The 21,710-nt window shown below is 60.5% G+C and carries 22 protein-coding genes; 9 read left to right on the top strand and 13 right to left on the bottom strand.

The features are described 5' to 3' along the window. The 6 genes from DKB71_RS06010 to DKB71_RS05985 all read left to right on the top strand — a co-directional run bounded on the left by DKB71_RS06010 (position 1) and on the right by DKB71_RS05985 (position 5,778). Complete coding sequence (locus DKB71_RS06010; protein WP_408599869.1) at positions 1-948, top strand: ABC transporter permease; 948 nt, start codon at positions 1-3, stop codon at positions 946-948. Continuing rightward, complete coding sequence (locus DKB71_RS06005) at positions 938-1,747, top strand: ABC transporter permease (RefSeq protein ID WP_046816458.1); 810 nt, start codon at positions 938-940, stop codon at positions 1,745-1,747. Before DKB71_RS06010 ends, DKB71_RS06005 begins: the two co-directional genes overlap by 11 nt. A 175-nt stretch (positions 1,748-1,922) precedes the next feature. After that, a complete protein-coding gene (locus DKB71_RS06000) occupies positions 1,923-3,347 on the top strand; it encodes a gamma-aminobutyraldehyde dehydrogenase (protein ID WP_408599867.1) in 1,425 nt (474 codons plus the stop codon). A 226-nt stretch (positions 3,348-3,573) separates the two neighbouring features. After that, positions 3,574-5,058 (top strand): APC family permease, encoded by a 1,485-nt coding sequence (locus DKB71_RS05995; RefSeq protein ID WP_274077219.1) that lies wholly within the window; start codon positions 3,574-3,576, stop codon positions 5,056-5,058. A 203-nt stretch (positions 5,059-5,261) separates the two neighbouring features. Further along, entirely contained in the window at positions 5,262-5,510 is a 249-nt protein-coding gene (locus DKB71_RS05990) for a CopG family ribbon-helix-helix protein (RefSeq protein WP_274077220.1), read from the top strand. After that, entirely contained in the window at positions 5,488-5,778 is a 291-nt protein-coding gene (locus DKB71_RS05985) for a type II toxin-antitoxin system RelE/ParE family toxin (protein ID WP_408599866.1), read from the top strand. The genes DKB71_RS05990 and DKB71_RS05985 overlap by 23 nt, the downstream gene beginning before the upstream one ends. A gap of 53 nt (positions 5,779-5,831) precedes the next feature. On the opposite strand, the gene DKB71_RS05980 is transcribed toward DKB71_RS05985, so the two are convergent. Beyond that, positions 5,832-6,017: a hypothetical protein gene (locus tag DKB71_RS05980; protein ID WP_274077222.1), complete on the bottom strand. Its 186-nt coding sequence runs from the start codon at positions 6,015-6,017 to the stop codon at positions 5,832-5,834. Positions 6,018-6,429: 412 nt separating this feature from the next. Here DKB71_RS05980 and DKB71_RS05975 point away from each other — a divergent pair, with 412 nt between their 5' ends. After that, positions 6,430-8,055 carry a glucan biosynthesis protein D gene (locus DKB71_RS05975; protein WP_323609410.1) on the top strand — a complete coding sequence of 542 codons (1,626 nt, stop codon included), beginning with the start codon at positions 6,430-6,432 and terminating at the stop codon, positions 8,053-8,055. 102 nt (positions 8,056-8,157) lie between these two features. On the opposite strand, the gene DKB71_RS05970 is transcribed toward DKB71_RS05975, so the two are convergent. The 3 genes from DKB71_RS05970 to DKB71_RS05960 all read right to left on the bottom strand — a co-directional run bounded on the left by DKB71_RS05970 (position 8,158) and on the right by DKB71_RS05960 (position 11,829). After that, on the bottom strand, positions 8,158-9,264 hold the full coding sequence (locus DKB71_RS05970; RefSeq protein WP_274077224.1) for an NADH:flavin oxidoreductase/NADH oxidase: 1,107 nt from the start codon (positions 9,262-9,264) through the stop codon (positions 8,158-8,160). A gap of 255 nt (positions 9,265-9,519) precedes the next feature. Further along, positions 9,520-11,229 carry a single-stranded-DNA-specific exonuclease RecJ gene (gene recJ, locus DKB71_RS05965; RefSeq protein WP_408599865.1) on the bottom strand — a complete coding sequence of 570 codons (1,710 nt, stop codon included), beginning with the start codon at positions 11,227-11,229 and terminating at the stop codon, positions 9,520-9,522. A 57-nt stretch (positions 11,230-11,286) separates the two neighbouring features. Beyond that, positions 11,287-11,829 carry a YaeQ family protein gene (locus tag DKB71_RS05960; protein ID WP_008057823.1) on the bottom strand — a complete coding sequence of 181 codons (543 nt, stop codon included), beginning with the start codon at positions 11,827-11,829 and terminating at the stop codon, positions 11,287-11,289. A gap of 147 nt (positions 11,830-11,976) precedes the next feature. On the opposite strand from DKB71_RS05960, the gene DKB71_RS05955 reads away from it, so the two are divergent. After that, on the top strand, positions 11,977-13,176 hold the full coding sequence (locus tag DKB71_RS05955; protein WP_408599864.1) for a CaiB/BaiF CoA transferase family protein: 1,200 nt from the start codon (positions 11,977-11,979) through the stop codon (positions 13,174-13,176). Then, on the top strand, positions 13,130-14,098 hold the full coding sequence (locus tag DKB71_RS05950; RefSeq protein WP_408599863.1) for a TIGR02285 family protein: 969 nt from the start codon (positions 13,130-13,132) through the stop codon (positions 14,096-14,098). Before DKB71_RS05955 ends, DKB71_RS05950 begins: the two co-directional genes overlap by 47 nt. Before the next feature lie 169 nt (positions 14,099-14,267). Here the strand turns inward: DKB71_RS05950 and DKB71_RS05945 are convergent, their stop codons facing one another. From DKB71_RS05945 to rpsP, 9 genes are all read right to left on the bottom strand, one after another. Continuing rightward, entirely contained in the window at positions 14,268-14,555 is a 288-nt protein-coding gene (locus DKB71_RS05945; RefSeq protein WP_274077228.1) for a DUF3509 domain-containing protein, read from the bottom strand. A gap of 267 nt (positions 14,556-14,822) precedes the next feature. Next, a complete protein-coding gene (gene thrC, locus DKB71_RS05940; protein WP_408599861.1) occupies positions 14,823-16,232 on the bottom strand; it encodes a threonine synthase in 1,410 nt (469 codons plus the stop codon). A gap of 66 nt (positions 16,233-16,298) precedes the next feature. Continuing rightward, positions 16,299-17,603: a homoserine dehydrogenase gene (locus DKB71_RS05935; protein WP_046820355.1), complete on the bottom strand. Its 1,305-nt coding sequence runs from the start codon at positions 17,601-17,603 to the stop codon at positions 16,299-16,301. 133 nt (positions 17,604-17,736) lie between these two features. After that, a complete protein-coding gene (gene dsbC / locus DKB71_RS05930; RefSeq protein WP_408599860.1) occupies positions 17,737-18,468 on the bottom strand; it encodes a bifunctional protein-disulfide isomerase/oxidoreductase DsbC in 732 nt (243 codons plus the stop codon). A 236-nt stretch (positions 18,469-18,704) separates the two neighbouring features. Further along, on the bottom strand, positions 18,705-19,601 hold the full coding sequence (xerD, locus tag DKB71_RS05925) for a site-specific tyrosine recombinase XerD (RefSeq protein WP_408599859.1): 897 nt from the start codon (positions 19,599-19,601) through the stop codon (positions 18,705-18,707). Between the two features lie 99 nt (positions 19,602-19,700). Further along, positions 19,701-20,051, bottom strand: coding sequence for a 50S ribosomal protein L19 (gene rplS, locus DKB71_RS05920; protein ID WP_003175895.1), 351 nt, complete (start codon positions 20,049-20,051; stop codon positions 19,701-19,703). 45 nt (positions 20,052-20,096) lie between these two features. Further along, positions 20,097-20,849: a tRNA (guanosine(37)-N1)-methyltransferase TrmD gene (trmD, locus tag DKB71_RS05915; RefSeq protein ID WP_046820359.1), complete on the bottom strand. Its 753-nt coding sequence runs from the start codon at positions 20,847-20,849 to the stop codon at positions 20,097-20,099. Between the two features lie 2 nt (positions 20,850-20,851). Beyond that, positions 20,852-21,388 (bottom strand): ribosome maturation factor RimM, encoded by a 537-nt coding sequence (gene rimM / locus DKB71_RS05910; protein ID WP_323605734.1) that lies wholly within the window; start codon positions 21,386-21,388, stop codon positions 20,852-20,854. A 5-nt stretch (positions 21,389-21,393) separates the two neighbouring features. Then, positions 21,394-21,645 (bottom strand): 30S ribosomal protein S16, encoded by a 252-nt coding sequence (gene rpsP / locus DKB71_RS05905; protein WP_003198088.1) that lies wholly within the window; start codon positions 21,643-21,645, stop codon positions 21,394-21,396. Between the last annotated feature and the right edge of the window lie 65 nt (positions 21,646-21,710).

Raw genomic sequence — 21,710 nt, 5'->3', positions numbered from 1 at the left:
ATGACCAGCGTCGCTCTCCCGCAAAACCCGGCCAGTGGCTCGCCGTTGCGCCGATTTTCCAACCTGTTGTATCGCCGGCCGAACCTGTACCTGTCGATGCTGCTGGTGCCGCCGCTGCTGTGGTTCGGCGCGATCTACCTCGGCTCGTTGCTGACCCTGTTGTGGCAAGGTTTCTACACCTTCGACGACTTCACCATGGCGGTCACCCCCGACCTGACCCTGGCCAACTTCGCCGCACTGTTCCAGCCATCGAACTTCGACATCATCCTGCGCACCTTGAGCATGGCGGTCGTCGTCTCGATCGCCAGCGCCATCGTCGCGTTCCCGATTGCCTACTACATGGCCCGCTACACCACCGGTAAGACCAAGGCGTTTTTCTACATCGCGGTGATGATGCCGATGTGGGCCAGTTACATCGTCAAGGCGTATGCCTGGACCCTGTTGCTGGCCAAGGGTGGCGTAGCGCAGTGGTTCGTCCAGCACCTGGGGCTGGAGCCGGTCTTGCAGTTCATCCTGGGCATTCCCGGCGTCGGCGGCAGTACCTTGTCGACCTCGCACCTGGGACGCTTCATGGTGTTCGTCTACATCTGGCTACCGTTCATGATCCTGCCGATCCAGGCCTCGCTGGAACGTCTGCCGCCATCGCTGCTGCAAGCGTCGGCAGACCTCGGCGCCAAGCCACGCCAGACCTTCATGCAAGTGACACTTCCGCTGTCGATCCCGGGCATTGCCGCAGGTTCCATCTTCACCTTCTCGCTGACCCTGGGCGACTTCATCGTGCCGCAACTGGTCGGCCCGCCGGGCTATTTCGTCGGCAGCATGGTCTACGCCCAGCAAGGCGCGATCGGCAACATGCCGATGGCGGCCGCCTTCACCCTGGTGCCGATCGTGCTGATCGCCATTTACCTGTCCATCGTCAAACGACTGGGGGCCTTCGATGCACTCTGAAAAAGCATCCCTGGGTTTGCGCATTGCAGCCTGGGGCGGGTTGGTGTTCCTGCACTTCCCGATCCTGATCATCTTCCTGTATGCCTTCAACACCGAAGACGCGGCGTTCAGCTTTCCGCCCAAGGGCTTCACGCTGAAGTGGATCGGCGTGGCGTTCTCGCGGCCCGACGTACTGGAAGCGATCAAGCTGTCGTTGCAGATCGCTTCGATTGCCACGCTGATCGCCATGGTCCTCGGCACGCTGGCTTCGGCGGCGCTGTATCGCCGGGACTTCTTCGGCAAGCAAGGCATCTCGCTGATGCTGATCCTGCCGATCGCCCTGCCAGGCATCATCACCGGGATCGCGCTGCTGGCGACGTTCAAGACGCTGGGCATCGAGCCGGGGATGTTCACCATCATCGTCGGCCACGCGACCTTCTGCGTGGTGATCGTCTACAACAACGTCATCGCCCGCTTGCGCCGCACCTCCCACAGTCTGATCGAAGCCTCGATGGACCTCGGTGCCGACGGCTGGCAGACCTTCCGCTACATCATCCTGCCGAACCTGGGCTCGGCGCTGCTGGCCGGAGGCATGTTGGCGTTTGCGCTGTCGTTCGACGAGATCATCGTCACCACCTTCACCGCCGGCCATGAACGCACCCTGCCGCTGTGGCTACTCAACCAGCTCAGCCGCCCCCGGGACGTGCCGGTGACCAACGTCGTGGCGATGCTGGTGATGATGGTGACCATGCTGCCGATTCTCGGCGCCTATTACCTGACGCGGGGCGGTGAGAGCGTGGCGGGTAGCGGCGGGAAATAACAGACAACTCAGCCACTGAAGAAACCGAATCTTGTAGGAGCTGGCTTGCCAGCGAAAGCGGTGTGTCAGCCGACATCAATGTTGAAGGTGATGGCCCCTTCGCGAGCAAGCCCGCTCCCACATTTTGAGCCGGTTCCTTCAGAGGTAAAACAACAGTTCCAAAGAGGACAAGAACATGCAAACCCAACTCTTGATCAACGGCCAACTCATCAACGGCGAAGGCCCCGCCCAACCGGTGTTCAACCCGGCGCTGGGCCGCGTGCTGGTGGAAATCAACGAAGCCAGCGAAGCCCAGGTCGATGCCGCGGTGCGCGCCGCCGATGCCGCGTTCGACAGCTGGTCGCAGACCCCGCCCAAGGAACGTTCGCTGCTGCTGCTCAAACTCGCCGACGCCATCGAGGCCCACGGCGAAGAGCTGGCCAAGCTGGAGTCGGACAACTGCGGCAAGCCCTACAGCGCCGCGCTCAACGACGAGATTCCGGCGATCGCCGACGTGTTCCGCTTTTTTGCCGGCGCCAGCCGCTGCATGAGCGGCTCGGCCGGTGGCGAATACCTGCCCGGCCACACCTCGATGATCCGCCGCGACCCGGTGGGGGTGATCGCCTCCATCGCGCCGTGGAACTACCCGCTGATGATGGTCGCCTGGAAAATCGCCCCGGCCCTCGCCGCCGGCAACACGGTGGTGCTCAAGCCATCGGAACAGACGCCGTTGACCGCCCTGCGCCTGGCACAACTGGCGTCGGAAATCTTCCCCGCTGGCGTGCTCAACCTGGTGTTTGGCCGTGGTCCCACGGTCGGCAGCCCGCTGGTCACCCACCCGAAAGTGCGCATGGTGTCGCTGACCGGCTCGATCGCCACCGGCTCGAACATCATTTCCAGCACCGCCGACAGCGTCAAGCGCATGCACATGGAACTGGGCGGCAAGGCCCCGGTGATCATCTTCGATGACGCCGACATCGACGCCGCCGTGGAAGGCATCCGCACCTTCGGTTTCTACAACGCCGGCCAGGACTGCACCGCCGCCTGCCGCATCTATGCCCAGGAAGGCATCTACGACAAATTCGTGGAGAAGCTGGGCGCGGCGGTCAGCAGCATCAAGTACGGCTTGCAGGACGATCCGGCGACCGAGCTCGGCCCGCTGATCACCGCGCAGCACCGCGACCGCGTGGCCGGCTTCGTCGAGCGCGCCGTGGCGCAGCCGCACATCCGCCTGATCACCGGCGGTAAAGCGGTGGACGGCAATGGCTTCTTCTTCGAACCGACGGTGTTGGCCGATGCACAACAGGACGACGAAATCGTGCGCCGCGAAGTGTTCGGGCCGGTGGTGTCGGTGACCAAATTCACCGATGAGGCGCAGGTGCTGGGCTGGGCCAACGACTCGGACTACGGCCTGGCGTCATCGGTGTGGACCGCCGACGTCGGTCGTGCGCATCGCCTGTCGGCGCGCTTGCAGTACGGCTGCACCTGGGTGAATACGCACTTCATGCTGGTCAGCGAAATGCCCCACGGCGGGCAGAAGCTGTCCGGGTATGGCAAGGACATGTCGATGTATGGGCTGGAGGATTACACCGTTGTCAGGCATGTGATGTTCAAGCACTAAAAAGCATCGCCAGCAGGCTGGCTCCCACATTTGGGAATGCATTTCCCTGTGGGAGCCAGCCTGCTGGCGATTGCGTCACCTCGGTTTCAAGGTCGAAACCGGCATTAGGCACCACCAGGTTCCAGACCAAAGAAATCAAAACAATAACCACCGACCCGGGCGGCGCCTCCAAGCCCCGTCACGGTCTCGGGCATCCGAAATCTGCCGATTTTCCGGAGAAACACACATGAGTGCATCACCCGATCTCTCGTCCGCCATCGCCGACAGCGACGCCGAGCAGCTGCGAAAACTGGGCTACACGTCCAACTTCAATCGCAGCATGAGCCTGTGGGAAAACTTCGCCCTGGGCTTCACTTATCTGTCACCCGTCGTAGGGGTTTATACCCTCTTCGGCCTGTGCCTCGCCGCCGGCGGGCCGCCGATGTTCTGGGCCTACCTGCTGGTCGGGTGCGGCCAGTTGCTGGTGTGCCTGATCTTTGGTGAAGTGGTTTCGCAGTTCCCGATTTCCGGTGGCGTATACCCGTGGGCGCGTCGCCTGGTGGGCAAGCGCTGGGCGTGGATGGTCGGCTGGATCTACTCCATCGCCCTGTGCGTGACCATTGCCGCCGTAGCCGTCGGCGCCGGCCCGTACCTGGCCGCCATGCTCGGTTTTGAACCGAGCAACAACACCAACATCATCATTGCCCTGGTACTGACGCTGTTCGCCACCCTGGTCAACCTCAGCGGCACCAAGGTGCTGGCGCGCATTGCCATGTTCGGCTTCCTCTGCGAACTGGTGGGTGCGGTGATCGTCGGTGTCTACCTGCTGGTCTTCGAACGCCATCAGTCGATCAGCGTGCTGTTCAACACCTTCGACATCAGCGTCAACGGCTCGTACCTGCCGGCCTTCCTCACTGCATCGCTGGCGGGGATGTTCCTGTACTACGGCTTCGAGGCCTGCGGCGACGTAGCCGAAGAAACCCCGAACCCGAGCAAGCAGATCCCGGTGGCCATGCGCATGACCATCTACATCGGCGGCGTGGCGGCGATGTTCGCCTGTCTGGCGCTGATCCTCGCCGTGCCGGACATGCAAGCGGTGATCGATGGCACCGACAAGGACCCGGTCGGCACCATCCTCAACAATGCCTTCGGCCCGGTCGGTTCGAAAATGGTGATGGGCGTGGTGATGATTTCCTTCATCTCCTGCGTCATCAGCCTGCAAGCGGCGGCGAGTCGCCTGCTTTATTCCTACGCCCGGGACGAAATGGTCATCGGCAGCCGACTGCTGAAGAAGATTTCCCCTACCACTCAGGTTCCGGTTGCGGCGCTGTTCGTGTCCGGCGTCCTGCCAGCGCTGATCATCATCCTCGGCTTCTTCCTGCAGGACGCGGTCGCCACCATCGTCAGCTTCGCCGCCATCGGTATTTACCTGGCTTTCCAGATGATCGTGCTCGCGGCGCTGTATGCCCGCCTCAAAGGCTGGAAACCCAGCGGCAAATTCACCCTCGGCGCCTGGGGCTGGGCAGTGAACATCGGCGCGCTGGTCTATGGCGTCGGCGCGATCATCAACATGGCCTGGCCACGGACCCCGGACGCCGCGTGGTACATCAACTACGCCATGGTCCTGAGTACCGCCATCGTCATCGGCCTGGGGTTGCTCTACATGTGGATTGCCAAGCCGTATGACCACGGTAAGGCGCCTGCCGGGGATGCGTGGAAAGTCAGTCGCTAACGGAAGTTGCCCCGGTGCCGGCAGGTACCGGGGTTCATCGAGCCTGCAACAGGCAAGCATTTCGAAACAGTTCCTCGCTACCTGCGAATGTTTACCCGGCTAGAGTTTCCTCAACCAAGCACGCGGTATCGGTTGACGATAGACGCAACAGAGCCTAGCGTGTTTACGTCGTTTACAGCGTATACACCTTTAGGAGAGCCACCATGGCCTCGCCCGTTTTGTCTTTTCGTGTCGAAGAACTTCTGGCCCAACAGCTGGATCAGCTGGCAGCGGCCACTGACCGCGACCGTCAGTACCACCTCAAGCGTGCACTGGTTCGATACGTGGAAGCCGAGTCCTGGCATCTGCAAGCCATCAGCGACGGCATAGCCGATGCCGATGCCGGAAAACTGACCGATCTGGACGCCGTGAAGGCTAAGTGGGCAAAACGTGCCGAGCGTAGTACTGACTGAGAAAGCCGAAAGCGACCTGAATGCCATCCATGAGCATTACCGAGAGGTCGTAGGCGCGAGTAGTGCCATCGAAATCATTGCAACCATGCTGCAATCTTTTCGGCAGTTGGAGCAGTTTCCCGGTTCAGGCAGGCCTTCCGTCATGCCTGATGTCCGAGAGTTAGTGCTTGGCCGTTATCCCTTCATTGCCACGTATCGATTTGCCAATGGCCAGATACAGGTGTTGAGAGTGCTGCATCAGCGCTCCGAACGCTCTGAGGATTGGTAGAGGGGAGAACATCCAGCCGCGGCAAAGTTGCCGCGACTGAAGGTTCTATTTCTTCAAAACCGCGAAACACTGCGCATCGCATCCACCAGATAACGCATCGCAATGCGGTCACTCTCCGACAACTCCCGATAGCGTTCCACCAACTTAATCTCCTCGCTATTGAGCCGACGTCTTCGCCGGCCAGTTGACAGGCACGCAAAGATTCCCAGGATTTCGGTGATGCCTTGTACTTTCGACATGGACGATGTCCTTCTCTACGTCAAAGAAAACTTCAGAAACCGCATCGCCCTACCCCTTTTCAGCGGCCACCCTGTGCCCGCTGAAGCCACCGGCCCGAAGGGCAGAAACCGGTCATGTCCATAGAATAGGAATTATCCGGGCGCTGAAAAGCGGTTTTTAGAGTAATTAGTCAAAAAAAGCAGAAATGCCCTGTAAATCAGAAGTTACTGTCGGAAACGTTAACCGACATCTCTTGTTTCATTGCCGCGCCATCGTCACGCCATCAATCATTTTTTCTGCACAACCGAACGGTTTAAGCTATTCGTTATCTGTTTAAAGGCAGTTGCGTTTGGCCGAAGGCATGTCCGAACCGATATTCTTGATCCAGCAGTGCCAGGAACGGCGCGGGATCGTTCACGACAGGTTGTACTTATGCATCGCAGGAATTTGCTCAAAGCCTCCATGGCCATCGCGGCCTACACCGGTTTGTCGGCCACCGGCCTGCTCGCTGCCCAAGCCTGGGCAAGCAATGGCACGGCGGATGGCGAGGCTCAGGCGTTCGACTTCGAAGCGCTGAAGGCCCAGGCCAAGCAACTGGCCAGCAATCGCTACCAGGACACCAAGCAGGTGCTGCCGCCCACCCTGGCGACCATGACCCCGCAGAATTTCAATGCCATCCGCTATGACGGCAAGCATTCGTTGTGGAATGACCTCAATGGTCAGCTCGATGTGCAGTTTTTCCATGTCGGCATGGGTTTCCGCCAGCCGGTGCGCATGTACAGCGTCGATACCAAGACCCGCATGGCCCGCGAAGTGCATTTCCGCCCTTCGTTGTTCAACTATGAAAATACCTCGGTCGATACCCAGCAGCTCAAGGGCGACCTGGGCTTTTCCGGGTTCAAGCTGTTCAAGGCGCCGGAACTGGACAAACACGACGTGGTGTCTTTCCTCGGCGCCAGCTATTTCCGCGCCGTAGACGCCAGCGGCCAGTACGGTCTGTCGGCCCGCGGCCTGGCCATCGACACCTATGCCAAGAAGCGCGAAGAATTCCCCGACTTCACCAAGTTCTGGTTCGAGACGCCAGGCAAGGACAGCACGCGGTTCGTGGTCTACGCCCTGCTCGATTCGCCGAGCGCCACCGGCGCCTACCGTTTTGACATCGATTGCCAGGCCGAGCGCGTGGTGATGGAGGTCGACGCCCATGTCAACGCGCGCACCGCCATCGAACAACTGGGCATCGCGCCGATGACCAGCATGTTCAGTTGCGGCACCCACGAGCGCCGCATGTGCGACACCATTCACCCGCAGATCCACGACTCAGATCGCCTGGCGATGTGGCGGGGCAACGGCGAGTGGATCTGCCGCCCGCTGAACAACCCGGCCACCCTGCAATTCAACGCCTTCACCGACAAGGACCCGAAAGGTTTCGGCCTGGTGCAGACCGATCACGAGTTCGCCAGCTATCAGGACACCGTTGACTGGTACAGCCGACGCCCGAGCCTGTGGGTCGAACCAACGACCGCGTGGGGTGAAGGCTCTATCGATCTGCTGGAAATTCCTACCACCGGCGAGACCCTCGATAACATCGTGGCCTTCTGGACCCCGAAAAAACCGGTCGCGGCCGGCGACTCGTTGAACTACGGCTACAAACTCTACTGGAGCGCCCTGCCGCCCGTCGGCACGCCGCTGGCACGGGTCAACGCGACCCGGTCGGGTATGGGCGGATTCACCGAAGGTTGGGCACCGGGCGAGCATTATCCGGAAGTCTGGGCCCGCCGTTTTGCCGTGGACTTCAACGGAGGCGGTCTGGATCGTCTGCCGGCGGGGACCGGCATCGAACCGGTGGTCACCTGTTCGAACGGCGAGGTGAAGGAGTTCAACGTGCTGGTGCTCGATGACATCAAGGGCTATCGCATCACCTTTGACTGGTACCCGACCAACGACAGTGTCGAGCCGGTGGAGCTGCGCCTGTTCATTCGCACCAATGACCGGACGCTGAGTGAGACCTGGTTGTACCAGTACTTCCCGCCGGCACCGGACAAGCGCAAATATACTTGAGGAAAAGCAAAAGATCGCAGCCTTCGGCAGCTCCTACAGGGGATCGTATTCCTCTGTAGGAGCTGCCGCAGGCTGCGATCTTTTGACGTTAAAAAACCTCACTCAATCACGCAAATCCGACTCATGAATCGGTTGGTCGCGATGGGTCGCCCGGTGATACTGCGCTGGCCATATGGCCTTGCGCCCACCGAGGTCATCGTCGGCATGCAGCGCCCAATAAGGATCACGCAACAGCTCGCGAGCGAGGAAGATGATGTCCGCCTGACAGGTGCGCAGAATATGCTCGGCCTGTGCGGGCTCGGTGATCATGCCTACAGTGCCGGTGGCGATGCCTGACTCCTTGCGCACACGTTCGGCAAACCGGGTTTGATAACCCGGGCCCGTGGGGATTTCCGCGTTGACCGCCGTACCGCCTGACGACACATCGATCAGGTCCACGCCGAGGTCTTTCAGGCGCCGCGCCAGCTCGACGGTTTCATCCGGGTTCCAGCCATCCTCCACCCAGTCGGTGGCCGACACCCGCACGAACAGCGGTAATTCTTCCGGCCAGACTGCCCGCACCGCTTCGGTGACTTGCAGCACCAGCCGAATTCGATTTTCGAAGGATCCGCCATACTGGTCACGCCGCTGATTACTCAGGGGCGACAGAAACTGGTGCAGCAGATAGCCATGGGCCGCGTGCACTTCGACCACCTTGAAACCGGCGGTCAACGCGCGTTTCGCCGCGTCGACAAAGGCCTGGATGACGTCAGCGATCTCGCCTTCGTCGAGCTGCTTGGGTTGTGTGTGCTGCGGGTCAAAGGCGATCGGTGACGGGCCCACCGGCTGCCAGCCGCCCTCGTCGATTTTCACGCTGCCATGCTTGCCGAGCCAGGGTCGATAGGTACTGGCCTTGCGTCCGGCATGGGCCAGCTGGATGCCGGCGACGGCGCCCTGAGCGGCGATGAAGCGAGTGATGCGTTGCAGGGGTTCGATCTGTTCATCGTTCCACAGGCCAAGATCCTGGTCGGTGATGCGCCCGTCGGCGGTAACCGCCGTGGCTTCGGTAAATACCAGGCCCGCGCCGCCGACCGCGCGGCTGCCGAGATGGACCAGGTGCCAGTCATTGGCCAGGCCGTCGACACTCGAATACTGGCACATCGGCGATACCGCGATGCGGTTGAGCAGGGTCAATTGACGAAGGGTGTAGGGTTCAAGCAGCAGACTCATGGGGCACCTCTCAAATCAGTGGTCAGGCTCCAGGGTTCTGTTTGAGTAGTCGACGAGTGACAGGAAAAGGATGCAGCACCCGCCCCCGCGGGCAAAAAAATTGACAAGACGTCACAAGGATAATCAAGCAGTGCTTAGAGCCTAGTCGACATCGGGAGATGAGGGAGGATTCAGAGAGATTCGGTGTCGCAAAGATTGCCATCGCGAGCAAGCTCGCTCCCACAGGGTTCGCTCAAATCCTGTGGGAACGAGGGGTCAACGCGGTTCGATGTGGGCAATCATCAGTTGAACAGTCTCATTGCCGCGGAACTCGTTGACGTCGAGTTTGTAAGCCAATTCCACCCACTTGATGGTCGGATTCGGCCACACCTCACGGTCGATCCCGAATGCAATGCCGTCAAGCTTGACCGAACCGCACTCGCTGCGAAGCACCACCTTGAGGTGCCTTTCACCGACGACACGCTGCTCGACCAACTGAAACACCCCATGAAACAGCGGCTCCGGGAAGTGTTGCCCCCAAGGGCCGGCATGGCGCAAGGCACGGGCCAGTTCCAGGTGAAACTCCTCGACCGCCAGGGTGCCGTCCGACAACAGGCGCCCGGTCAGGTCTTCGTCGCGCAATTGACGCCGAACCTCGGCATCGAAGGCCTCGGCGAACAGCGGAAAATTCGCCTCCGGCAGCGTCAGGCCAGCGGCCATGGCGTGGCCACCGTATTTGGTGATCAGGTTCGGATGCTGAGCCGCCACCACGCTCAGGGCGTCGCGGATATGAAAGCCCTGGACCGAACGCCCGGAGCCCTTGAGCAAGCCGTCGCCGGCATCGGCAAAGGCGATGGTCGGGCGGAAATAACGCTCTTTCATGCGCGACGCGAGGATACCGATGACACCCTGGTGCCACTCGGGATCGAACAGGCACAAGCCAAACGGCATCGATTCCACCGGCAGATCCTTGAGCTGGGCCAGCGCTTCACGTTGCATGCCCTGCTCGATGGATTTACGGTCCTGGTTCATCCCGTCCAGCTGCGCCGCCATCTCACGGGCCAGCGCCGCGTCGTCGGTCAGCAGGCATTCGATGCCCAGGCTCATGTCATCCAGTCGTCCGGCGGCGTTGAGGCGCGGGCCGACGATAAACCCCAGGTCGGTGGAGGTGATGCGCGCATGATCACGCTTGGCCACTTCGAGAATCGCCTTGATTCCCGGCCGGGCACGTCCGGCGCGAATCCGTTCGAGGCCCTGATGCACCAGGATCCGGTTGTTGGCATCCAGCGGCACCACGTCGGCCACGCTGCCCAGCGCCACCAGATCGAGCAACTCGCCGATGTTCGGCTGCGGCTTGCTGGTGTACCAGCCGAGTTCGCGCAAACGCGCGCGCAAGGCCATCAGCACATAGAAGATCACCCCGACTCCAGCCAGCGCCTTGCTCGGGAAGGTGCAACCGGGCTGGTTCGGATTGACGATGGCATCGGCCAGCGGCAGTTCATCGCCGGGCAAGTGGTGATCGGTGACCAGCACGTTGAGCCCGGCCTTTTTCGCCGCGGCCACGCCTTCGACACTGGAAATGCCGTTGTCCACGGTAATCAGCAACTGAGGCTCGCGCTCCAGCGCCACCGCGACGATTTCCGGGGTCAGGCCGTAGCCGTAGTCGAACCGGTTGGGCACCAGATAGTCGACGTGCGCTGCACCCAACAGGCGCAAGCCCAGGGTGCCCACGGTACTGGCTGTGGCGCCATCGGCATCGAAGTCGCCCACGATCAGGATCCGCTGACGCTGTTCAAGCGCGGTCACCAGCAAGTCCACCGCCGCCTCGATCCCCTTGAGCTGCTGGAACGGAATCAGCCGCGCCAGGCTCTTGTCCAGTTCGGCTTCGGTTAACACGCCCCGCGCGGCGTACAGCCGGGTCAGCAGCGGCGGGATATCACCGAGGAATGGCAGGGTGTCGGGCAGCAGGCGAGGTTCGATGCGCATGGGGTGACAGGGGCTTCTCTTCAATATGTAGGATAAAACCGGTGAGGCCGCGACTGATCAGCCGCGTTCGCCCAACAGCCACTGCAACTGGACTTCATGCTGACCACGGTCGTCGGTGACGAAAATCGTCCCTTCGCTGATCATCACGTCCCACTTGATGACGCGGGGCATGTCCTTGGCCAGGGTTTCCAGGACTTCCTGGGGAACCGCCGCGATGTTGACGTTTTTCAGGTTCTTGATCGCCGGGATCACCTTGCCTTCCCAGACCCGCAGGCTGCCGTAGGCCAGCAGGCTGGTACGTTCGGTACGGCGCGAGCACCAGGTCAGGCGATCGGCGTCCGGCTGGCCGACTTCGATCCAGTGCAGGACACGGTCGTCCAGGCTCTTTTCCCACAGGGCCGGTTCATCCACGTCCGACAGACCACGGCCGAACGACAGCTGCTCGTTGTACCAGAGGGCGTAGGCCAACAGGCGCACGGTCATGCGCTCTTCGGTTTCCGAAGGGTGGCGGGCGATGGTCTGCTTGACGGACTCGTAGACGCTGCGATCGAGGTCGGTGAGGTTCAGTTCAAACTTGTAGGTCGTGGACGGCTGGGCCATGAACGGGCTTCTTGATACGGGGAAAGGCGGCAAGTCTAACCGATGCAGCCGCCAATCAACGAATAGAAGCAGATCTCCCTTGGGCGCCTGACAGTCGGCTATGTTAAAACTCTGTACTCGCTCAATCTTTGTCCTACAGGAACCCGCATGCCGTCTTCTGCCAAACCGCTCTCAGGTCTGAAAGTCATCGAACTGGGTACCTTGATCGCCGGCCCGTTTGCCTCGCGCATCTGCGCTGAATTCGGTGCCGATGTGGTCAAGGTCGAATCGCCGGACGGCGGCGATCCATTGCGCAAATGGCGCAAGTTGTACGAGGGCACCTCGCTGTGGTGGTTCGTCCAGGCGCGCAATAAAAAGTCGCTGACACTGAACCTCAAGCACCCGGACGGCCTGGAGATCCTGAAAAAACTGCTCAGCGAAGCGGACATCCTGATCGAAAACTTCCGCCCCGGCGTGCTGGAAAAGCTTGGACTGGGCTGGGATGTACTGCATGCGCTGAACCCCAAGCTGGTCATGGTGCGCCTCTCGGGCTTCGGCCAGACCGGCCCGATGAAGGACCAACCCGGGTTTGGCGCGGTCGGCGAATCCATGGGCGGCCTGCGCTACATCACCGGGTTCGAGGACCGGCCACCGGTGCGCACCGGGATTTCCATCGGTGACTCGATTGCTGCGCTATGGGGCGTGATCGGAGCCCTGATGGCCCTGCGTCATCGCGAGGTCAATGGCGGTGCGGGGCAAGTGGTGGACGTGGCGCTCTACGAGGCGATCTTCGCCATGATGGAAAGCATGGTGCCGGAGTTCGACGTGTTCGGCTTCATCCGCGAACGCACCGGCAACATCATGCCGGGCATCACGCCCTCCTCGATCCACACCAGTGCCGATGGCAAACATGTACAGATCGGCGCCAATGGCGACGCGATCTTCAAGCGTTTCATGCAGGTCTTAGGCCGCGAAGACCTGGCCAACGACCCGCAATTGGCCAGTAACGACGGCCGCGACAGCCGTCGCGACGAAATCTACGGGGTGATCGATCGCTGGGTCAATTCGTTGCCCCTGGACAGCGTCATCGAGCTGTTGAATCAGGCCGATGTACCGGCCAGCCGAATCTTCAGCGCCGAAGACATGTTCAGCGATCCACAGTACCTCGCCCGGGAAATGTTCCTGCAGGCCAAGCTACCCGATGGCAAGGACTTCAAGATGCCGGGGATCGTGCCGAAACTCTCAGAGACACCCGGTGATTGTGAATGGGTCGGGCCACAACTGGGCGAGCACAATACCCAGGTACTCCAGGAACTTGGCTATGACGCGTCGCAGATCGCACAGCTGCGCAAAGACGGAGCCATCTGAGCTCAAGCGTCTGTTTGCGCTACTCATCAAGCCCTGCCTGTTGCTGGACGGCCGGCGCTTGGGCGCGTTGGCGAGCCTGTTCCTGATCATCACCCTGGCCGCGCCGGTATCGGCGCAGGCCAAGGATTCCCTGGTCTGGCTGAAACGCGATCTACCACCGCTGTTCATTTTCGACGGCCCGCAAAAAGGCCAGGGGGTCATCGACCAACTGCTCCGCCAACTGATCGCCGGCATGCCGCAGTACCAGCACAGTGTGCTGAAGGTCAATCGAGCCCGTGGCTTGCAGATGCTCCACGAACCGGCCCTCACCTGCGATGCGGCGCTGAATTGGAGCAAGGAGCGCGAAAGCTGGATCGCCTTTTCCCTCCCGGTTTTTCGCGCCATGAGCAATGGCCTGGCCATACGGCGTAACAATCGGGAAGTACTGACGCCTTTTCTCAAGGATGGCGAGGTGGACCTGGCGGCTCTATTGGCCACCGGCAGCGTGACACTGGGCATTGTTGCCGAACGCAACTACGGCGACTTTCTCGACACCTTGCTCAAGCAGGCGCCGGGCAAGGTGCTGACCTCGCACTACGGCAACGACGCCTTGGGCAGCCTGTTGCAGATGCAACGCCTGGGTCGCCTGCAATTGCTCTTGGGCTATCGCCCGGAAATTCGTTATCAGGCGCAGCAACAAGGCATCGCTGAAGATGAACTGGAGTTCTTCCCGATTCGTGGCACCGGCAAGTACCTGTCCGGCTACATAGGCTGCACCAACACGCCCCAGGGCCGCCAGGCGATCGTCGAGATCAACCAGCTGCTGCGTGCCCTGCCCCGGGATCACTTGAGCGAGGCGTACGCCGGTTGGCTCGACCCGCAAAGTCGCAGCGACTACCTGCAAGCGGCCAGGGATTTTTTCGAGCACCAGAGCGGCTACTGACAATTTCCGGGCAAAAAGAAACCCCGAGAAGTGGGGAGACGACTCGGGGTTAAACGTGGTCTTTTCAAGGACCCGTAACGGCAAGCGGCAAGCACCGGAGCACAATGCTTGATCTTGCTGTTACTAGGTCTGACGATGGGGATGCAGGAAGGTTCCCACATCCGACAATTCAATTTCGGCTGGCCAGCAGCTTGTCCTGTGCCGCATTGCGCAACGCCGCGATCACACAGGGTTCCAGGCGTCCTTCAGCAATCAGCACGTCGCGGTGCAAGCCGTCGACCACATCCGTCAGCTGGCGCTTGTCACTCAACTGTGCCTGGTTGAACGCCCGATCGACCACTATGGCGCCGATTGCGTTCTTCAATGTCACCCGGCATTCACCGTGAATGCCCGACGGGGTCAACGTCACCTGGTACGGGCTCAGAGCCTCACCGAGCAAGAGACTGATACTTTCCATCCGATCACCACTCAATAGTCCGAAAACAAAGTGCCTGGGGGCGTGTGTACAGTAAATGACCGCTGGCCCGGGTAGAAAGTTCTGAAGACCGAGTGCAGGTGAACCTGCGCCTCTGGTCGATAGAGCATGCACGCTGAAGATGACAGAGAAAAAACAACAGCGTCAAGCCTGCCCCGTATTCATCCGCGAGGACTGCCGGGAATTTGGAATGCACCAACAGAAAAGCCCGTCAGGAGACGGGCTTTCTTGTGTGACAAGGTTTGCCTGTTACAAAGGCTTACCGCGGTTGCCATGCTGGCTGACAAAGGCCTGCACGGCCTTGAGGTCATTCGGCAATACGGTGCAACGCTCGTCTCTTTCGAACAGATCAGAAAGATGCACAGGAAGCTCAAGGGCTTTTCCTACGCCAGCTTTCAACACGGCGTCCGGGAACTTGACCGGATGGGCCGTGCCCAGGATCACCATCGGGATATCCAGGCTGCGACGGCATTCCCGTGCGGCCTTGACGCCGATCGCGGTGTGCGGGTCCAGTACTTCGCCGGTCTGCTCGAAGACTTCGGCGATGGTTTCGCAGGTTTGCGCATCGTCCACGGCCAGCGAGTCGAACAGCTTGCGCGCCTCAGTCCAGCGCTCCTGCTCGACGCTGAAACCGCCGCCCTGCTTGAAGCTGTCCATCAGCCCGGCAATCGCCGCGCCGTTGCGACCGTGCAGGTCGAACAGCAGGCGTTCGAAGTTCGAGGACACCATGATGTCCATCGACGGCGACAGGGTCGCGTGCAGGGTTTCCTTGACGTACTGGTTGCCGCTCATGAAGCGGTGCAGGATGTCATTGCGGTTGGTGGCGACGATCAACTGGTTGATCGGCAGGCCCATGTTGCGTGCCAGGTAACCGGCGAAGATGTCGCCGAAGTTACCGGTTGGCACCGAGAACGCCACCGAGCGCGCCGGACCGCCCAGCTGCAGGGCTGCGTGGAAGTAGTAGACGATCTGGGCCATGATTCGCGCCCAGTTGATCGAGTTCACCGCCACCAGGCGAGTGCCCTTGAGGAAGCCCTGGTCGGCGAAGCTCGCCTTGACCATTTCCTGGCAGTCATCGAAGTTGCCTTCGATGGCGATGTTGTGGATGTTCTCACCGAAAATGGTGGTCATCTGCCGACGCTGCACTTCGGAGACACGGTTGTGCGGGTGCAGGATGAAGATGTCGACGTTTTCGCAGTGCTTGCAGCCTTCGATCGCAGCCGAGCCGGTATCGCCGGAAGTGGCGCCGACGATCACCACGCGCTCGCCGCGCTTTTCCAGCACGTAGTCGAGCAGGCGACCGAGCAGTTGCAGGGCGAAGTCCTTGAACGCCAGGGTCGGGCCGTGGAACAGTTCCAGCACCCACTCATTGCCGTTCAACTGGCGCAGCGGTGCAACGGCGTTGTGGGCAAACACGCCGTAAGTTTCTTCGAGAATCTTTTTGAAATCGGCATCCGGGATGCTGCCGGTCACGAACGGGCGCATCACCCGGAAGGCCAGCTCGTGATACGGCAGGCCGGCCCAGGAAGCGATTTCTTCCTGGGTGAAGCGTGGCAGGTTTTCCGGGACGTACAGACCGCCGTCGGTGGCAAGGCCTGCCAGCAGGACGTCTTCGAAATTCAGGGCCGGTGCCTGGCCGCGGGTACTGATGTAACGCATGACTGACTCCAATGGACAGTGTTCGTAATGCCGGGCCAGCTCACTGGCCCGGCGAACGATAACGGCTTAGTTCAGATGCTCGACGCGGATCCGTACGACCGGACCGACTACGCCTGCCAGAGCTTCGAGGGCAGCGATCGCATCGTTGATGCGCTGCTCCACCACGCGGTGGGTCAGCAGGATCATCGGTACCAGGCCGTCGTGCTCCTCGGCTTCCTTCTGCATGATCGACTCGATGTTGATGCCACGCTCGGACAGGATGCTGGCCACCTGGGCCAGTACGCCCGGATGGTCCTTGGCCTGGATCCGCAGGTAGTACGCGCTTTCGCAGGCATCGATCGGCAGGATCGGGTGCGCCGACAGCGAATCCGGCTGGAAGGCCAGGTGCGGTACGCGGTTTTCCGGGTCCGAGGTCATGGCGCGAACCACGTCCACCAGGTCGGCGATCACCGACGAAGCGGTCGGCTCCATGCCGGCGCCGGCACCGTAGAACAGCGTCGAACCGGCGGCGTCGCCGTTGACCATCACCGCGTTCATCACGCCGTTGACGTTGGCGATCAGGCGATCGGCCGGGATCAGCGTCGGGTGCACGCGCAACTCGATACCCGCAGCGGTGCTGCGCGCCACGCCCAGGTGCTTGATGCGATAACCCAGCGCTTCGGCGTAGTTCACGTCGGCGGTGGTCAGCTTGGTGATGCCTTCGGTGTAGGCCTTGTCGAACTGCAGCGGAATGCCGAATGCGATGGACGCCAGGATCGTCAGCTTGTGCGCCGCATCGATGCCTTCAACGTCAAAGGTCGGGTCGGCTTCGGCATAGCCCAGGGCTTGCGCTTCGGCCAACACGTCTTCGAAGGTCCGGCCTTTCTCGCGCATCTCGGTGAGAATGAAGTTGCCGGTGCCGTTGATGATGCCGGCCACCCAGTTGATACGGTTGGCGGACAGGCCTTCACGGATCGCCTTGATCACCGGAATGCCACCGGCCACGGCCGCTTCGAACGCGACGATCACGCCCTTCTCGCGAGCCTTGGCGAAAATTTCATTACCGTGAACGGCGATAAGCGCCTTGTTCGCGGTGACCACATGCTTGCCATTCTCGATGGCCTTGAGTACCAGCTCGCGGGCAACGGTGTAGCCGCCCATCAGCTCTATGACGATGTCGATCTCAGGGTTCGTGGCCACTTCGAAGACATCGGTGGTAATCGCAATACCGGTCGTTTGGAACTGAGGCTTTGGCGTGCGCATGGCAATTTGTGCCACTTCGATTCCACGCCCGGCACGACGAGCAATTTCCTCGGCGTTGCGCTGAAGTACGTTGAAGGTACCGCCACCGACGGTCCCTAACCCACAGATGCCTACTTTGACCGGTTTCACTGTGAACTCCCCATAAAACGGCCGACTCGAGGCCGGCCGTGAAAACAGCCGCAAACTCGCGGCTCTCTATTGATGGCCCGGCTGGAACTGCCGCCGGGCCACGCTCGTCAACGGCTGACCGTGACGATACGAATTACTTGGCACTGAGCGCCAGTTTGGCGACTTGTGGCGCCGGCTGGTAGCCCGGAATGACCTGGCCGTCAGCCAAAACGATGGCCGGCGTGCCGTTCACGCCAATCGACTGGCCGAGGGCGAACTGTTTGGACACCGGGTTTTCGCACTTGGCGGCCTTGATTTCCTTGCCGTCGACCATCTTGTCCATGGCCGCCTTCTTGTCTTTCGAACACCAGACCGCCTGCAGTTGCTCGTCACCCGGCGAACCCAGGCCCTGGCGTGGGAACGCCACGTAACGCACTTCGATGCCGCGCTTGTTCAGCTCCGGCACTTCGGCGTGCAGTTTGTGGCAGTACGGGCAAGTGGTGTCGGTGAACACGGTGATGTGCGACTTGGTTTCACCGATGGCCGGGTACACCACGGTCTCCGCGACGGGGATGGCGTTGACCAGTTTGGAAACACCCAGGCGCTCGGTCTTCTCGGTCAGGTTGACCGGCTTGCCGTCCTTGAGCTGGAACATGTAGCCCTGGACCACGTACTGGCCGTCGGCGCTGGCATAGAGTACGCGGCTGCCTTGCAGCTTGACTTCGTACAGGCCTGGCAGAGGGCTGGCGGAAATGCTTTCTACCGGTACTTCGAGCTGGAGGTTTTCCAGGCTTTTACGAATGGCTTTATCGGCCGCGTCATCGGCGACAGCAAAGGTGCTGACCAACGCGATGGCGGCGGCGGCGAAAATCTGGGTCAAACGCATGAGAACTCCTGAAGGCGGACAAATGAGACGCTCAGAACGCCAGTGCCGAAACACCGGGTCATAAACGCCCATCGTGCAAACTGGCAAAGCCTACCACATAAGGTTCGTGTGGCCGAATGCACCTGATACAAGACATCACACCCCCCTGTAGGAGCTGCCGCAGGCTGCGATCTTTTGACTTTGATCTTTAAGATCAAAAGATCGCAGCCTGCGGCAACTCCTACAGGGGGACGGCGTCAACCGCGGGGGTGGTGTTTGGCATGCAGGTCCTGCAAACGCGCCCGCGCAACGTGAGTGTAGATTTGGGTAGTCGACAGATCGCTGTGGCCGAGCAGCATTTGCACCACCCGCAAATCGGCGCCGTGGTTGAGCAAATGCGTAGCGAAGGCATGGCGCAAGGTGTGCGGCGACAGCGATTTGCCGATGCCGGCGACCTTGGCCTGGTGCTTGATCCGGTGCCAGAACGTCTGGCGGGTCATCTGCTCGCCGCGCTGACTGGGGAACAACACATCGCTGGGCAGCCCGCCCAGCAGCTCGCCACGACCGTCGCGCAAATAACGCTCGACCCAGACGATCGCCTCCTCGCCCATCGGCACCAGTCGCTCCTTGCTGCCCTTGCCCATCACCCGCAGCACGCCCTGGCGCAGGTTGACCTGCTCCAGCGTCAGGCTGATCAGCTCCGTCACCCGCAGGCCGCAGGCGTAAAGCACTTCGAGCATGGCGCGGTCGCGCTGGCCGATGGCTTCGCTCAGATCCGGTGCTTTCAGCAGCGCTTCCACATCAGCTTCCGACAAGGACTTGGGCAACGGCCTGCCCAGTTGCGGCATATCGATGCGCAACGTCGGATCGACAGCGATCAGCTTTTCCCGCAGCAGATAGCGATAGAAGCCGCGCACGCCAGAGAGAAATCTGGCCGTTGAACGGGGCTTGTAGTTTTGCTCCAGGCGCCAGGCCAGGTGATCGAGGATCAATTCGCGCCCGGCGTTGAGCAGCTCCAGGCCTTTTTCCTGCAGCCAGCCATTGAACAGGGCCAGATCGCTTCGATAGGCATCGCGGGTGTTATCGGAAAGACCTTTCTCAAGCCACAGCGCGTCGAGAAACTGGTCAATCAAGGGATGATCGATGGCAGGCATAAAGACTCAGGCAAGGCCGACAGTACGGCCAGGGAAGATAAATCGCAGGCAACAAAAAAGCAGCCCGTAGGCTGCTTTTTTCTGCATCGGAAGCTGGACTTAAGCCAGTTTTTCCTTGATGCGAGCTGCTTTACCCGACAGGTCGCGCAGGTAGTACAGCTTGGCTTTACGTACGTCACCGCGACGCTTGACAGCCATGCTGTCGATTTGCGGGGAGTAGGTCTGGAAAGTACGCTCTACGCCAACACCGTTGGAGATCTTGCGCACGGTGAATGCACTGTTTACGCCGCGGTTACGCTTGGCGATTACAACGCCTTCGAACGCTTGCAGACGCGAACGGTCGCCTTCCTTCACTTTCACCTGAACGACAATGGTGTCGCCCGGGGCAAAGGTAGGGATCTCTTTGGTCATCTGCTCTGCTTCGAGTGCAAGGATGATTTTGTTAGTCATGCTGTGCTCCTAAGGTAAATCGTCGGATCTACCATCGATACGTTGTTAACTATCGTCCCGCTCGCGGATGTATTCCTCGAGCAGCTTCTTCTCTTCTCCAGAAAGCGAGCGGCTTTCCAGAAGATCGGCGCGTCGTTCATAGGTCCGACCAAGGGACTGCTGTAAACGCCAACGCCGGATGTGCGCGTGATTGCCACTTAGCAATACGTCGGGAACACGCTGATCCGCATACACCTCCGGTCGGGTGTAGTGCGGGCAATCCAGCAAACCATCCGTAAAGGAATCTTCCTCGGCGGAGTCCGCATGCCCTAAAGCTCCAGGCAGCAGTCGTGTAACCGCATCGATCAGGACCATCGCCGGCAGCTCGCCGCCAGACAGTACATAGTCGCCAATCGACCACTCTTCATCGACATGAGCATCAATAAAACGCTCGTCAATGCCTTCATAGCGGCCGGCAATCAGGATCAATGCATCCAGATTCGCCAACTCGCGTACCGCCGACTGAGTCAGTTGACGGCCTTGGGGGGACAGGTAAATCACCTTCGCTCCCTCCCCGGCGACTGCCTTGGCCTGAACCAGAGCATCTTCCAGGGGCTTGATCTTCATCACCATGCCAGGACCACCGCCAAAAGGGCGATCATCCACAGTGTGATGTCGATCCGTCGTGTAGTCCCGCGGATTCCAACAGGTGAGCTGCAACAGCCCCTGCTTCACCGCCCGACTGGTGATGCCGTACTCGCTGATGGCGGAGAACATCTCGGGAAACAAACTGATCACTTCTACGCGCAAGTTAGCCACGCTTAGAAGTCCGCATCCCAATCCACCTTCATCTCGCCTGCGGCCAGGTCGACGGCCAACACGCATTGCTCGGTATAGGGCAACAGGCGTTCGCGATCATCCAGGCTGCCAGCGCAAGGCTTGACCACCATTACATCATTCGAGCCGGTCTCCAGCAGGTGATCGATCTTCCCGAACAGTTGCCCGAGGGTGTCGATGACCTTGAGACCTTCCAGCTGGTACCAGTAGTACTCGCCGTCGGTCAGTTCAGGGAACAGGTTGCGTGGCACGCAGATCTCATAACCGGCCAGAAGACGAGCTTCTTCACGATCATCGAGACCCTTGAGCTTTGCGACCAGGAACTTGTCGTTCCCGCGTCCGCTGACCAGCTCTACCTGCTTTACATTGCCGTCACGCTTGAGCGTCCAGGTTTTGTATTCCAGCAGGTTCTTGATCGGATCAGTAAAGGAATACACCTTCACTTCGCCGCGAACGCCGTGAACCGAATAAATCTTGCCGATAACGATCAAATCATCAGCAACAGCTGGCGTCGCGTTCATATTGCTCAGGCCGCAGCCTTGGCAGATTCCTTCAACAACTGAGCAACGCGCTCAGAAGGTTGTGCACCAACGCTCAGCCAGTAGGCTACGCGCTCTTGGTTCACGGACAGACGAACTTCCTGGCCACGAGCAACAGGGTTGAAGAAACCAACCTGTTCCTTGTGCGAACCGTCGCGCGGGTTGCGGCTGTCGGTTACGGTCAGGTGGTAAAACGGGCGCTTTTTGGAGCCGCCAAGGGCAAGACGGATTGTTAGCATGTGAACATCGTTCCTGTAGTCGGTGCTGCAAATCTAAAGGCACAGCGGGCATAGGTGCCCGAAAG

The organism is Pseudomonas sp. PLMAX (assembly GCF_046042685.1).
Lineage (GTDB): Bacteria > Pseudomonadota > Gammaproteobacteria > Pseudomonadales > Pseudomonadaceae > Aquipseudomonas > Aquipseudomonas putida_AE.
The sequence above is the reverse complement of the archived record's forward strand: the minus strand, read 5'-3'. Positions and strand labels throughout refer to the sequence as shown.